This window comes from Sphingopyxis indica, assembly GCF_032879645.1.
GTDB classification, from domain to species: domain Bacteria; phylum Pseudomonadota; class Alphaproteobacteria; order Sphingomonadales; family Sphingomonadaceae; genus Sphingopyxis; species Sphingopyxis indica.
The window spans coordinates 766,569-779,743 of sequence record NZ_CP076394.1 but is presented as its reverse complement, the minus strand read 5'-3'; the positions used below and the strand labels follow the sequence as shown (position 1 = coordinate 779,743).

Sequence of the window (13,175 nt, the reverse complement as noted above, 5' to 3'; positions counted from 1 at the left end):
CCGCCGTTGCAGTGATGCGGGTCACTTTTAGACGCGCCGGCTGACTTTGCGCTGAACCGGCCGGTTGTCTGGCATTCATTTGCATCGACCGCGCGGAGGACCCCGATACGGGGGGGGGGGTAGCGTTGGGGCGGGAAACGGACGTTGCGGTCGTCGGTTATCGCGGGCCGGGTCCGCGCCGTTGCAAAGTTCAGTAAAGTTCAGCCCTGTGCAGCCGCCGATCGGGCGCGGTTGCCGAACATACTGCGCCGGTTCCCCGCATGCGTAAACCGGGCCGTGATCGCTTTTATCCACATCTCGAAAGAGCCGAGACGAAGGCTGGCACAGCCGGACAATGTAGGACAGCGTTTTTTTCGAAGTCGGCTTAGGGGTGGGGAGCGGACGTTTCAAATCCTCCCCGCTTGCGGGGAGGTGGCAGCGCGAAGCGCTGACGGAGGGGGGTAGCGTCCTTCGGCGGCGCGTCAGGCCGACAGCCCCCTCCACCACCGCCTTCGGCGGCGGTCCCCCTCCCCGCAAGCGGGGAGGATTTCGATGTCCGCCTTCGGTCGATTCCGCACCCCGCCGTCCCGGCTTATCCCTCAGCTCAGCGCCGCGCAGGCCTGCTGGATGCGCACGCACGCTTCCTTGAGCACCGCTTCGGAGGTCGCATAGGAGACGCGGAACGCCGGCGACAGGCCGAAGGCCCCGCCGTGAACCGCCGCGACGCGCGCCGAATCGAGGAAATAGTCGATCAGCGCTTCGTCGCTGTCGATCACATGACCGGCCGGGGTGCGCTTGCCGATGCAGCCGCTCGCGTCGGGATAGACATAAAAGGCGCCGTCGGGGACGGGGCAGCTCAGCCCCGGCGCGTCGTTGAGCATCGCGACGACCATGTCGCGGCGCTTCCTGAAGGCGGCGTTGCGCTCTTCGAGGAACTGCTGCGGTCCGCCGAGCGCCGCCGCCGCCGCCGCCTGCGCCACCGAACAGGGGTTCGACGTCGACTGCGATTGCAGCTTGCCGATCGCCTTGATCAGCCACGCGGGGCCGCCAGCGAAACCGATGCGCCAGCCGGTCATCGCATAGGCCTTCGAACAGCCGTTCACCGTCAGGATGCGATCGACCAGGTCGGGGCAGCGCTGCGCGAGCGTGGTGAAAGCGAAATCGGCGTACCAGACATGCTCGTACATATCGTCGGTCATCACCATCACATGGCTGTGGCGGCGGATGACCTCGCCGAGCGCGTCCATCTCCGCCGGCGAATAAGCCGCGCCCGACGGATTCGACGGCGAGTTGAAGATGACCCATCGCGTCTTCGGCGTGATCGCCTTGTCGAGCTGTTCGGGGGTGATCTTGTAGAGCTGCGCCGCCGACGCCTCGATCACCACCGGCGTGCCGCCGGCGAAATGGACGATGTCGGGATAGCTCACCCAATAGGGCGCCGGAATGATCACCTCGTCGCCCGGATCGACCGTCGCGACGAGCGCGTTGAACAGCGTGTGCTTGCCGCCGACATTCACCGTGATCTGGTCGAGCCCATAGTCGAGCCCGTTGTCGCGGCGGAACTTGCCGCGGATCGCTTCCTTGAGCGCCATCGTGCCGTCGACGAGCGTATATTTGGTCTGCCCGGCGCGGATCGCCTCGATCGCGGCCTCCTTGACGAAATCGGGGGTGTCGAAGTCGGGCTCGCCCGCCGACAGGCCGATCACGTCGACCCCGTCGGCTTTCAGCGCCGACACGCGCGCGGTCATCGCGAGCGTCGCGGAGGGCTGGATGCGGTTGAGGGCAGCGGACGTGTGCGGCTTGAGCGACATGGAAGAGGCTTTCCGTGGCAGCGGGTTCGACAGGAAATTGCGCGCGGCAGCGCCTATCGCCTCCGCCCGCAAATCGCAAGGCGGGCGGCGGAAAATTTACCTATGCAGCGGCGAGGTCAGCCTATCGCGTCCGCCGCGCCGCCGGCAAGCCGCGCCGGCACCAGGCCGCGCAGCGAATTGCCGATGAAGAAGCCGTCCGCAAGGTCGGCGACGCGCAGGTGCGATTCGACGGCCCTCCCCTTTTCGATCAGTTCGGCGCGCAGCACGCCGGGGAGCAGCCCGAGCGCGAGCGGCGGGGTCAGCAGCAGCCCCTCGCGCTCGACGAAGATATTGCTCCAGCTTCCTTCGGTGACAAAGCCCGGTTCGTCGACGAAGACGACTTCGGGCGTGCCCCGCTCTTCGCGCGCGGCGTCATAGACGGCGCGCAGGCTCGTCTTGTGGGTCAGGCGGAAATCATCCGCCGCCATCGGTGCCGGGCACACCGCGACCGGCACCGGCAGTTCGGCGAGGCGCGGCAGCGGCGACACTTCGACCGCGAGCGCGCCCGAGGGTGCGAGCCGCATCCGCACCCGCGCCGCGTGGCGCAGGCGGAAGGTCGCCGATTGCAGGCTGTTGCGCGCGCCGTGGCGATCGAAGATGAAGCCGAGCGCCTCAGCGCTCGCCTTCATCCGCGCCAGATGCCCTTCCAGTCGCTGAATGCCCTCGACCGGATCGAACTGCATCGTTTCGATGAGGTCGAAGCTTTCCCCCGCTGCGCCCACAAATTCCCCCTTGGCCAGACATTCGCGCCACTCTTCGCTCGCACGGCTGTCGGCGACGATTCCCGAACCCAGACCCAGCGTGGCGCAAGCCGGCGCATCGTGCAACCCGCTCGGTGGAAAGATCAATGTGCGGATCGCAACGTTGAACGCCGCCTCGCCGTCCGGCGCGATGAAGCCGATCGACCCGGTGTAGAGCCCGCGCGCATCCGTCTCGAGCGCGTCGATGATTTCCATCGCGCGCACCTTGGGCGCGCCGGTGATCGACCCGCAGGGAAAGGCGGCGCGCAGCACGTCGGTGGCTCCCGCCCCATCGGGCAGCGTCGCGACGACGTCGGAAACGAGCTGATGGATCGTCGGAAAGCTCTCGACCCGGAACAGGTCGGGCACCGCGACCGACCCCGCCACCGCGACCCGCGACAGGTCGTTGCGGATCAGATCGACGATCATCAGATTTTCGGCGCGCTGCTTGGGGTCCCTCGCGAGCGCGGCGGCGGCGGCGGCGTCGGCGTCGCGGTCGGCGAGCCGCGCCGCGGTTCCCTTCATCGGGCGCGCGACCACCCGCCCGCCGCGCAGCGCGAAGAAAAGTTCGGGCGACAGCGAAGCGATCGCCTGCGTCCCCGTCCAGACGAAGCCGCCATAGCCCGCGCGCGCGGTGCGCCGCAGCCGCGCATAGACGGCGAGCGGGTTGCCGGCAAAGGGGACGCCGGCGCGAAAGGTCAGGTTCGCCTGATAGATGTCGCCCGCCGCGATCAGGTCGAGCACCGCCGCGACCGCCGCTTCATAATCGGCGCGCGCGACGCGCGGTTCGACCTCGCCGATCCAGGCGCCCGCCGGGTCGGGCAGCCAGTCCGCGACCGCTTCGGCGTCGATCCGCTCGACCTGTTCGAACAAGCCGAACCAGCCGAGCGGACCGTCCGCCCGCGGTGCGCCGCCGTCGCCGCCGCGCCATGCGGAGGAAAGCCCCTTTCCGGCTTCGTAGGAGAGGTAACCCGCGGCATACAGACCCCGCGCCCGCGCCGCATCGAGTGCCTCCAGCAAGGCGGGCACGTCGGCGGGGGATTTGGCCGTCAGCGTGTCGACGGGGCCGCGAAACAGCCGCGCCGCCGCGGCCCCCTCGCACCGCGCATCGTCGAGCAGGACGAAGGGCTGAGCCTTTGCATCGACCGCCAACTTGCTGTCCCCCAGAAGCACGGGGTCCTTCTCCCGCGGCGGCTCGTCCGAATCCCGTCCCTATTGCTCGCGGCGGACGCGAATCGAGGGGCGGCCTTCGAGGCTGAGGAAATAGGTGCCCAGCGCCGCGGACTTGATCTCGATCTTCTGACCCGGACGCGGCCGCAGCGGCATGATGTCGTTGTCGGTCTGAACCCACACCGATCCGTCGGCCATCTCGATGCGGTAGCGGCCATAGCCGGCATCGGACGCCGACACGACGGTCGTCTCGATATGATCGATCTTGTCGGCATCGTCGCCGCCGAACAGGCCGAGGTCGGGCAGCGAAAAGCCGAACAGTCCGCGCCGCGTCTTTTTCACCGTTTCCTTGTCGGCAAAGCTGATCTCGCGCGCCTCGTCGGCGCTCGACAGGGCGCCGACGGTGCGATCGAAGCAGGCGAGCCGCTCGGTCGGATCGGCGATGTCGCGGCAGGCGTAAAGCGCTTCGATCTCAGCCGGACGCGGCAGCGGCTCCTTGTCCTTCGCGGTGGCAGGAACGGCCATCACCGCGACGATGGCGGCGAACGGCGCAGCAAGACGCGGTAACGGATGCGGCATGGCGACCCCCTGACGGCAATGACGGCCTTCTGCCTAGCCGCCGCCCGGCCGCGCTGCAAGCGCTGCCCCTGCCTTTGCGGTACGGATTGCGGCGCGCGGTTCCGGTGCCTAGGGTTGGCGCAAGCCCCTGCCGCCGCAGGCGAAGGCATGAAGGAAGCGCCCGTGAACAGCCCCTTTTCCTGGTCGACCAACTATCGCCATCCGGCCGAATGGGATCAGATCTTCGCGCCGCTGTCGCTTCCCGACATGCTGGCGGCGAGCGTCGCGAGAAAGGGCGATGCGCCGATGCTCGACTTCATGGGCCGTCATTTCTCCTACGCCGAGGTCGCCGGCGGCGCGGCGCGCGTCGCGCGCGGGCTCCAGAGCCTCGGCATCGGCAAGGGAAGCCGCGTCGGGCTGTTCCTTCCCAACGTTCCGCATTATGTCGCGGCCTATTATGGCGCGCTCGCCGCGGGCGCCACCGTGGTCAATTTCTCGCCGCTCTACACTGTCGCCGAGCTCGAAGCGCAGGTCGAGGATTCGGGAACCGAAATCCTGTTCACGATGAGCGCCTCTGCCCTGCTGCCGACCGCGCTGGAAGTGCTCGACGGGTCGAGCCTCGAGCGGCTGGTCGTCGGATCGGTCGCGGGCGCCCTGCCCGCCGCCAAGTCGGTGCTCTATCGCCTGTTCCGGCGCCGCGAGGTGACGGCGCTGCCCGACGATCCGCGCGTGATCCGCTTCTCGGCGCTCACCGACAATGACGGCGCGCCGATACCCGTCGCAATCGACCCGGAACAGGATGTCGCGCTGATCCAATATACGGGCGGCACGACGGGCACGCCCAAGGGGGCGATGCTGACGCACCAGAATCTGACGGCGAATGCGCGGCAGGTGAACATCATCGACCCCGACCATGACGCCCCCGACCGCATCCTCGGCGTGCTGCCCTTCTTCCACGTCTTCGCCAATACCTGCGTGCTCAACCGCACGATCCTGAATGGCGGGACGATCGCCATGCTGCCGCGCTTCGATGCGAAACAGGCGCTGCAGACGATCACGCGGACCAGGGCGACGGCGCTCCCCGGGGTGCCCACGATGTATCAGGCGCTGCTCGACCACCCCGATCTTGCGAGCACCGATTTTTCCAGCCTGCGCGTCTGCATCTCGGGCGGCGCGCCGATGCCCGCCGAGCTGCGCGAGAAATTCGTCGCGGCAACCGGCGCCTCGCTCGTCGAGGGCTATGGCCTTACCGAAAGCGCGGGGGTCGTCGCGACCAACCCCTATGACGGCCCGGTCAAGGCGGGGACGATCGGCCAGCCGATCCCCGCGACGCACATCCGGCTGCTCGACAAGGAAGACCCGTCGAAGGACGCGCCCGCCGGCGAGCCCGGCGAACTCGCGGTCAAGGGGCCGCAGGTGATGCGCGGCTATTGGAACCGGCCCGAGGCCGACAAGGACAGCTTCACCGCCGATGGCTGGCTGCGCACCGGCGACGTCGCGACGATCGACGGCGACGGCTACATCGCGATCGTCGACCGGCTTAAGGATATGATCGCGGTGGGCGGCTTCAAAGTCTATCCGAGCGTGATCGAGGCGCGGCTGCACCAGCATCCCGCGGTCAAGGAAGCGATCGTCCTCGGCGTCCCCGATGCCTATCATGGCGAGATGCCGAAAGCCTTCGTGACGATCGAGGACGGGTTCGAGGTTTCGGGCGAGGCGCTTGCCGCATGGCTCAACCCCCAGCTCGGCAAGCATGAGCGCGTCGTCGGGGTCGAAGTGCGAGGGGCGCTGCCCAAGACAATGATCGGCAAGCTCGACCGCAAGGCGCTGCGAGCCGAAGCGAGCGGCTGAGGCCTTTCGCCCATTCGATGGCAGCTGCAATGTTATGTTGTAACCTCTGTCATGTTATGCCATATCGCTGCCCGTCCCACCGGCCACGGAGAATCGGGTGACCCACGTCGCCAGCCAGACCCCTGCCCTGACGCGCCTCGGCGCGATTGTGCGGGCTGCGCGCGATTCGCGGCCGCTGACCTCGCTCTCGGGCGACCAACTCGCGATGGGCCTGTCGGGCCTGTGCCTCGTCCATTGCCTCGCGACCACGATCTTCTTCGCGTCGATCGCATCGGTCGGCGGCGTGCTGCACAACCCCCTGTTTCACGAGGTCGGGCTGGTCATCGCGATCGGCTTCGCGCTGGTGACCCTGCTCGCGGGGGTGCTCAGCCACGGCTATATGATGCCTTTCGCGGTCGGCAGCTTCGGGCTCGGCATCATGGCGGGGGCGCTCGCCAGGCCGCACGACGGCAGCGAGGTGCTGGCGACGATGATCGGCGTCGCCGTCGTGGCGCTCGGCCACGATCTTAACAGACGCGCAACGCACTGATCCGCAATCGCCACAGCTTGCGAGGCCCTGCCGGAAGGCTTACATTGTCCGGGCACGGGGCATTTCTCCCCCGCGCGCAGAGGATCGGCCATGGGCAAGCATGAGCATAAGCATATCGAAGCCAGCGGCGCCTCGCTCGCGAAAGCGGCGCGCGACACGCTGGAGAAGGGCGGCGAAGCCTGGACCGATATGCGCGCCGCCATCTTCGACGCGGTCGCCCAAATCGGCAAGCCCGCGAGCGCCTATGAAATCGCCGACATCGTTTCGCAAAATCGCGGAAAGCGCGTCGCGCCGAACAGCGTTTACCGGATTCTGGACCTGTTCGTCGCGAACAATCTGGTGCGCCGGGTCGAGAGCGCGAACGCCTTCGTCGCGAACAGCCACCCGGGCTGCCTGCACGACTGCATCTTCCTGATCTGCGACAGCTGCGGCGCCGCGGTGCATGTCGACGACGACAAGATTGCGGGCGGCGTCCGCGCCGCTGCCGAGGCGACGGGCTTTTCGGCCGAACGTCCGGTGATCGAAGTGCGCGGCAAATGCGCCGAGTGTCAGTGAGGCGATGATGCGCGCCGCGTCCGACGGCACGCGGCTCCAGCAATGGTTCGAGGCGCAGCGGCTTCGCGCACCCGCACCCGCACGCGCCTGGTATGCGGCGCTGGCCTTTGGAATCGCGGTGCTGCTTTTCGGCATCAAACTCGCGCAGACCTTCCCGGCGACGGGCGCGGGGTTCGCCGACGGCTATGGCTCGCCGGTGCTCGCCTTCGAATTCGCGCGCGGCCAAGCCGACCTGCTCGCCGTCTTCGGCCCCGAAAGCGACCCGCTGCAGGTCGCGCGGCTCGCCGCGATGCGCGCGGGGAATGAGGGCGACTGTCTCTTCCTGCTCTTCTACGCCGGCTTTCTGGCGTGCGGCATCTATGCCCTGTGGCGCGAGCTGCGGTCGCGCGTGCTGTTCGCGGCCATTGCGCTGCCCTTGGCGGCCGCGCTGTGCGACGCCTGGGAAAATGCGCTGCTCTTCGAGATTCAATCGGCTTTCACCCTCGGCGACTATTCGCCTTCGATGGCGAGCCTGCCGGGGCCGGCCGGCGCGAAGTTCGTGCTGCTCGGCCTCGCCAATCTGGTCATCGCCTATGGCATGACCGAGCTTGGCCCCCGCTGGCAGCTTCCCGCTTCGCTCGTCATGGCGCCGACGATCACGATTCCGATGGCGCTGGTTTCGCCGCCGGCGTTCGGCTGGACGCTGCCCGCAGCGGTCGGCGCCGGCTGGATCGGCCTGTTCGCGCTCGCCGCGACCGGCAGCTGGCGCGCACTCGCGCACGGACGTCCGCTCGCCGATTTCGAACCGGCACCGCCGCCACGGCGCACTGCCCCGCACCGAGAGCTGGCCCCGATCACGTCCGCCAGCCGTTTCGGCCGCAAGCGTTTAAGACATGATCATCTTTGACTGAAACGCCTGTGAACATTCGTGTGTCCCGGCGAAGGCGGGGATCCATCTCCGACCGGTGCAAGATTGGGCCGTCGGGAGATGGGCTCCCGCCTTCGCGGGAGCACACGGTTTATACCCCCCTTTTCGTGGCCGGACGCCGGGTCTAGGGAAACCCGCGAATCCGAACAACGGACGAAGGACTGCCTGCATGAATAGCGTCATCATCCGCGAAGACGATCTGATCGAGACGATCGCCGACGCGCTCCAGTATATCAGCTATTTCCACCCGATGGACTATATCCGCGCGCTCGGGGCTGCTTACGAGCGCGAAGTGTCGCCCGCCGCGAAGGACGCGATGGCGCAGATATTGTCGAACAGCCGCCTATGCGCCGAGGGTCATCGCCCGATCTGCCAGGATACCGGCATCGTCACCGTCTTCATCAAATGGGGCATGGACTGCCGCCTCGACTCCCCGCGCAGCCTGCAACAGGTCGTCGACGAGGGCGTGCGCCGCGCCTATCTCCACCCCGACAACAAGCTGCGCGCCTCGATCCTCGCCGATCCGGCCTTCAGCCGCGTCAACACAAAGGACAACACCCCGTCGGTGCTCAACGTCGAGATGGTGCCCGGCGACAAGGTGCATATCGACGTCGCGGCGAAAGGCGGCGGCAGCGAGAACAAGTCGAAGTTCAAGATGCTGAACCCGAGCGACAGCATCGTCGACTGGGTGCTCGACATGGTGCCGCAGATGGGCGCCGGCTGGTGTCCGCCGGGAATGCTCGGCATCGGCATCGGCGGCACCGCCGAAAAGGCGATGCTGCTCGCCAAGCAATCGCTGATGGACCCGATCGACATGACCGAGTTGCTCGCGCGCGGCCCCGCCTCGCCGCTCGAGGAGCTGCGCATCGAGCTGTATGAAAAGGTCAATGCGCTCGGCATCGGCGCGCAGGGGCTCGGCGGCCTTTCGACCGTGCTCGACGTCAAGATCAGGGACTGGCCGACCCACGCCGCGTCGAAGCCCGTCGCGATGATCCCCAATTGCGCCGCGACGCGCCACGCCCACGTCACGCTCGACGGCAGCGGCCCTGCCTTCCTCGAACCGCCGGTGCTCGCCGACTATCCTGAGATCGAATGGGCGCCCGACAGCGCTGCGAAGCGCGTCGACCTCGACACGCTGACGCCCGAGGTGGTCGCGAACTGGAAGCAGGGCGACCGCCTGCTCCTCAATGGCAAGATGCTCACCGGCCGCGACGCCGCGCACAAGCGCATTGCCGACATGCTGGCAAAGGGCGAGGAGCTGCCCGTCGAATTCAGGGGCCGCGTCATCTATTATGTCGGCCCGGTCGATCCGGTGGGCGAGGAAATCGTCGGGCCGGCGGGTCCGACCACCGCGACGCGCATGGACAAGTTCATGGATATGATGCTCGAACAGGGCCTGCTAGCCTGCGTCGGCAAGGCCGAACGCGGCCCCGCCGCGACCCAGGCGATCGCGAAGCACAAGAGCGCCTATCTGATGGCCGTCGGCGGCGCCGCCTATCTGGTCGCGCGCGCGATCAAGGGCAGCAGGGTCGTCGGCTTTGCCGACCTCGGCATGGAGGCGATCTACGAATTCGAGGTCAAGGACTTCCCCGTCACCGTCGCGGTCGACAGCGAAGGCCAGAATGTCCACGTCAACGCGCCGCTGGTGTGGCAGAAGCGGATCAGGGACGAGGGGTTGCTGGAGGAAGTGTAAGGCCATGTCCGACCTCAACGGCGTCGCGCACGTCATCCTGACCGCGGGCGATTTCGAACGTTCGACCGCTTTCTGGCGCGACGTCATCCGCTATCTCGAGCTCAAGCTGGTGCTCGACAATGACGCGATGCTCTATGGCGTCGGCGGGCGCACCGCGATCGGCATCCGCACCGGCAGCCCCGAAAATGCCGGCAAGCGCTTCGACCAGGGCGCACCGGGGCTCCACCATGCCTGCTTCCGGATGCGCGACCGCGACGCGGTCGACCGCCTTTATGCCTTTTTGAAGGACCGCAGCGACATCGTCTTCGTCCATGGGCCACAGGAAGAGCCGTGGGCGCCCGGCTATTATTCGATCCTGTTCGAGGACCCCGACGGCATCCGCATCGAATTCAACCACGTCCCCGGCGCCGGCCTGCTTGCCGAAGGGCAACGGATCGGCGGCGCCGAAGTGTTCGACTAGAAGCCGTAGACCAGCGTGAAGCGCGTCAGCGTGTCGAGCTTTTCGACCCCCGGCGCGGGGTGGGTGTCATAGGCGGCCGAATAGGCGATGCGCGCGGTGAGCGCGCCCGACAGCTTCGCGTTGAGCGCGGTCAGCGAACTGGTCGACGTCGTCGTTTCGCCGACGATCGTCGAGGCGGTCGAGGTAAGCTTCAGCGCCGGCGACAATTGCCATCCGAAATCGACCCCGGCGAGGCCCGTGATTTCGCTGTCGTCGGGCTCGTCGATGAAGTCGGTCTGGCGCCACGCCGGCCCCGCCTTCAGGTTGAGCGTCATCGCCTTGCCGTCGATCACCTTGTAGCCGAGGCCGCCCGATACGTTCCAGCGCGCGTCGAAGCCCTGCATATGGTCGCGTTCCCAGCGGCCGAGACCAAAGACGAAGGTGCGGTCGTTGAGCCGGTATTGCGGTTCATATTCGGCGATGAACTTCTCGACCGTCGTCTTGCCGTTGGTGCGCTGATAATCGGCCTGCGCCATCACGCGATTGTTCCAGTCGAGCCCCTTGCGCGTCAGCGCGACGCCAAGGCTGAGGCCCTTCGAATCGGTGTTGCCGCTGCTCAGCGAGGCGCCGATCTGTCCCTCGCCCTTCCAGTTTTCCCAGATCTTCGCGTTCGCAAGCCGCTCGCGTTCGGCGGCGGCGGCCGCCTCCTTTTCCTGCGCGCGTTTCGCGCGATAATCGGCGAGCATCGCGTCGATCTCCGCCGCCTTGTCGGGGCGCGCTTTCTTTGCAAGTTTGCCGACCGCTTCGACGTCGCCGTCCTTCTTGCTCGCCATCGCCGCGGCGAGCATGTCGCCGACCGGATCGGGATCGGCCGCGAGGTCGCCCTGACGCCGCGCCTCGAAGGCGGCGAGGATCGCGTCGATGTCGTCGATCGAGCGCGGATTGGTCGCTTTGGCGAGCGACACCACGGTGTCGACCTCGCTCTTCTTGCCGCCATCGAGCGCGGCCTCGATCATCGCGCGCACGGCGTCGGGCAGCGGCTTGGGTGCGGTTTCGAGCACCAGGCCCGTCACCGCGGGCGGGATGAGCAGCGGCGACACCGTCGGGTCAGCCATCTGTGCGCGCACTGGCGAGGCGCCCGAAGCGAGCAGCAGGGCAAATGCCGACAGCGGTGCAAATTTCTTCATCGAACGGGTCCTTCGCCGGGGAGGAGGTGAGGATCTCTCGATCGGATCGAGGGGCTTCGCCTCCCCCCGGCCCGCTCATAAGCGCAAAGCGACTGGCATTTCCACCCTTAACCCCCCATGTGCAAACCTATGCTGATCGCATTTTTCGCCATCTTTTGCGCTGGAGTCGGTAATTTCGCGATGCACCGTGCTTTTATGGAGAGCGACGATCCGCTGGTGCAACAGATGGTGAAGCCGCTCGCCGACAAGGTCGGGCCGCACGTCACCTATGTCTTCGAATTCCTGCTGCTCGTCGGCGCGATGGCGATCGCGACGCGGAACTGGTTCACCGCGCTGATGCTCTATGGCCTCTATACCATCTTCAACGCGATGGCGTTCAGCTGGGTGATGCATCGCGGCGATTGATGCCGCACGGCATTGCTCAGAAAGGGCTTTTCGGCGCGGTTCCGGGGCGGGTGAAGAGTTTGCCGCCTTCGGCCCACAGCACGAGCGCCAGGCCGACCGCCGCGCAGAGCATGAAGGCATAGGCGAGCGGCAGGGTCGTGCCGTCATATTGCTGGCCGATCGCAGCACCGACGACCGCGGCGAGCAGCGTCTTGGCAAAGCTCTGATAGGAGGATGCGACGCCCGCCATATGACCGAAATCCTCCATCGCGATCGAACCGAAATTGCTGCCGATGAAGCCGATGAGTCCGACGTTGACCATCATCAGCACCGTGAACATCACCAGCGTCTCGGCGCCGCTCAATGCCGCGACGATCTGCATCGCCGCGGTCGCCATGAAGGCGAAGACCGCCGTTTGCGACACGCGGCGCGCGCCGAAGCGCTCGACGATGCGCGCGTTCGAGAAATTGGCGATCGCGATGCCGATCGCGACGCAGGCGAAGATCAGCGGGAACAATGTGCGCGCGTCGAACACTTCGGCGATGATCTGCTCGCTACTGTTGAGATAGCCGAACAGCGCGCCCTGCATCAGCCCCGAAGCGATCATATAGCCCGCGGCGCGGCGGTGCCGCGTCACCGTCACCCAGCCCGCGACCATCGTCCGCCAGTCGAGCTTGCGCACGTCGTGCGGCTCGAGCGTTTCGGGGAGGCGGCGAAGCCAGAGGAGCATCAGCAGCGCCATCGCGGCGAAGAGGAAGAAGATGGCACGCCACCCCGCGATCGCGGCGACGCCGGCGCCGATCGACGGCGCGATGATCGGCACGATCATGAAGACGAGGAAGATCAGCGACATGCGCTTCGCCATCGCATCGCCGACGAACAGGTCGCGGATCACCGCAACGACGATCACGCCGAGTGCGGCGCTGGTGAGGCCGTGGCCGAAGCGCAGCGCGAGCAGCATCGGATAGCTCGTCGCGAGCCCGCAGCCGATCGCGAACAAGGTATAGGCGACGAGCGCCGGAACGAGGACGCCCTTGCGCCCGAAACGGTCGGCGAGCGGCCCATAGACGAGCGAGCCGAAGCCGACGCCGAGCAGATAGACCGAGATCACATATTGTCGGTCGTTGGGCACGGTTACGCCAAGCGCCTGGCCGATCGCCGGCAGGGTGGGCAGCATCGAGTCGATGGCGAGCGCGTTGAGCGCCATCACCATCGCCATCATCAGCACCATCTCGCGGTCGCCGGGAAGCCGGGCCGTCGGGGCGGACGAGGGACGAGTCGAATTGTGCATTGCGGCAACGCTATGAACAGGATCGGCTCTTTTGGCCAGAGC

12 protein-coding genes are annotated in these 13,175 nt (G+C 67.0%); 7 read left to right on the top strand and 5 right to left on the bottom strand.

The features are described 5' to 3' along the window. Nucleotides 1-578: 578 nt before the first annotated feature. The 3 genes from KNJ79_RS03670 to KNJ79_RS03660 form a co-directional block, all read right to left on the bottom strand. A complete protein-coding gene (locus tag KNJ79_RS03670; protein ID WP_317152835.1) occupies nt 579-1,790 on the bottom strand; it encodes a pyridoxal phosphate-dependent aminotransferase in 1,212 nt (403 codons plus the stop codon). Nucleotides 1,791-1,906: 116 nt separating this feature from the next. Further along, nucleotides 1,907-3,742 (bottom strand): aminodeoxychorismate synthase component I, encoded by a 1,836-nt coding sequence (gene pabB / locus KNJ79_RS03665; protein WP_317152834.1) that lies wholly within the window; start codon nt 3,740-3,742, stop codon nt 1,907-1,909. 39 nt (nt 3,743-3,781) lie between these two features. Further along, nucleotides 3,782-4,318, bottom strand: a complete 537-nt coding sequence (locus KNJ79_RS03660; protein ID WP_317152833.1) for a hypothetical protein — start codon at nt 4,316-4,318, stop codon at nt 3,782-3,784. 147 nt (nt 4,319-4,465) lie between these two features. Between KNJ79_RS03660 and KNJ79_RS03655 the strand changes: the two genes are divergently transcribed. From KNJ79_RS03655 to KNJ79_RS03630, 6 genes are all read left to right on the top strand, one after another. Next, a complete protein-coding gene (locus tag KNJ79_RS03655; RefSeq protein WP_317152832.1) occupies nt 4,466-6,148 on the top strand; it encodes an AMP-binding protein in 1,683 nt (560 codons plus the stop codon). Nucleotides 6,149-6,245: 97 nt separating this feature from the next. Continuing rightward, nucleotides 6,246-6,677, top strand: coding sequence for a MerC domain-containing protein (locus tag KNJ79_RS03650; protein WP_317152831.1), 432 nt, complete (start codon nt 6,246-6,248; stop codon nt 6,675-6,677). A 90-nt stretch (nt 6,678-6,767) separates the two neighbouring features. Beyond that, nucleotides 6,768-7,232 carry a Fur family transcriptional regulator gene (locus KNJ79_RS03645; protein WP_089215244.1) on the top strand — a complete coding sequence of 155 codons (465 nt, stop codon included), beginning with the start codon at nt 6,768-6,770 and terminating at the stop codon, nt 7,230-7,232. 4 nt (nt 7,233-7,236) lie between these two features. Beyond that, nucleotides 7,237-8,118 carry a hypothetical protein gene (locus KNJ79_RS03640; protein WP_317152830.1) on the top strand — a complete coding sequence of 294 codons (882 nt, stop codon included), beginning with the start codon at nt 7,237-7,239 and terminating at the stop codon, nt 8,116-8,118. A gap of 190 nt (nt 8,119-8,308) precedes the next feature. Further along, nucleotides 8,309-9,832 (top strand): fumarate hydratase, encoded by a 1,524-nt coding sequence (locus KNJ79_RS03635; protein WP_317152829.1) that lies wholly within the window; start codon nt 8,309-8,311, stop codon nt 9,830-9,832. Between the two features lie 4 nt (nt 9,833-9,836). After that, nucleotides 9,837-10,292: a VOC family protein gene (locus KNJ79_RS03630; protein ID WP_317152828.1), complete on the top strand. Its 456-nt coding sequence runs from the start codon at nt 9,837-9,839 to the stop codon at nt 10,290-10,292. Here the strand turns inward: KNJ79_RS03630 and KNJ79_RS03625 are convergent. Next, the gene (locus KNJ79_RS03625) at nt 10,289-11,458 is read right to left on the bottom strand and encodes a DUF481 domain-containing protein (RefSeq protein ID WP_317152827.1); all 1,170 of its coding nucleotides are present in this window, start codon (nt 11,456-11,458) and stop codon (nt 10,289-10,291) included. The genes KNJ79_RS03630 and KNJ79_RS03625 overlap by 4 nt on opposite strands. A 180-nt stretch (nt 11,459-11,638) precedes the next feature. On the opposite strand from KNJ79_RS03625, the gene KNJ79_RS03620 reads away from it, so the two are divergent. Beyond that, complete coding sequence (locus tag KNJ79_RS03620) at nt 11,639-11,863, top strand: hypothetical protein (protein ID WP_317152826.1); 225 nt, start codon at nt 11,639-11,641, stop codon at nt 11,861-11,863. A gap of 16 nt (nt 11,864-11,879) precedes the next feature. On the opposite strand, the gene KNJ79_RS03615 is transcribed toward KNJ79_RS03620, so the two are convergent. Continuing rightward, complete coding sequence (locus KNJ79_RS03615) at nt 11,880-13,133, bottom strand: multidrug effflux MFS transporter (protein WP_089215249.1); 1,254 nt, start codon at nt 13,131-13,133, stop codon at nt 11,880-11,882. Between the last annotated feature and the right edge of the window lie 42 nt (nt 13,134-13,175).

Excerpts from the sequence above, each read along its gene's own strand:
- KNJ79_RS03670 (WP_317152835.1), bottom strand. The coding sequence starts at position 1,790 with ATGTCGCTCAAGCCGCACACGTCCGCTGCCCTCAACCGCATCCAGCCC.
- KNJ79_RS03660 (WP_317152833.1), bottom strand. The coding sequence starts at position 4,318 with ATGCCGCATCCGTTACCGCGTCTTGCTGCGCCGTTCGCCGCCATCGTC.
- KNJ79_RS03655 (WP_317152832.1), top strand. The coding sequence starts at position 4,466 with ATGAAGGAAGCGCCCGTGAACAGCCCCTTTTCCTGGTCGACCAACTAT.
- KNJ79_RS03645 (WP_089215244.1), top strand. The coding sequence starts at position 6,768 with ATGGGCAAGCATGAGCATAAGCATATCGAAGCCAGCGGCGCCTCGCTC.
- KNJ79_RS03640 (WP_317152830.1), top strand. The coding sequence starts at position 7,237 with ATGATGCGCGCCGCGTCCGACGGCACGCGGCTCCAGCAATGGTTCGAG.
- KNJ79_RS03635 (WP_317152829.1), top strand. The coding sequence starts at position 8,309 with ATGAATAGCGTCATCATCCGCGAAGACGATCTGATCGAGACGATCGCC.
- KNJ79_RS03630 (WP_317152828.1), top strand. The coding sequence starts at position 9,837 with ATGTCCGACCTCAACGGCGTCGCGCACGTCATCCTGACCGCGGGCGAT.
- KNJ79_RS03625 (WP_317152827.1), bottom strand. The coding sequence starts at position 11,458 with ATGAAGAAATTTGCACCGCTGTCGGCATTTGCCCTGCTGCTCGCTTCG.
- KNJ79_RS03620 (WP_317152826.1), top strand. The coding sequence starts at position 11,639 with ATGCACCGTGCTTTTATGGAGAGCGACGATCCGCTGGTGCAACAGATG.
- KNJ79_RS03615 (WP_089215249.1), bottom strand. The coding sequence starts at position 13,133 with ATGCACAATTCGACTCGTCCCTCGTCCGCCCCGACGGCCCGGCTTCCC.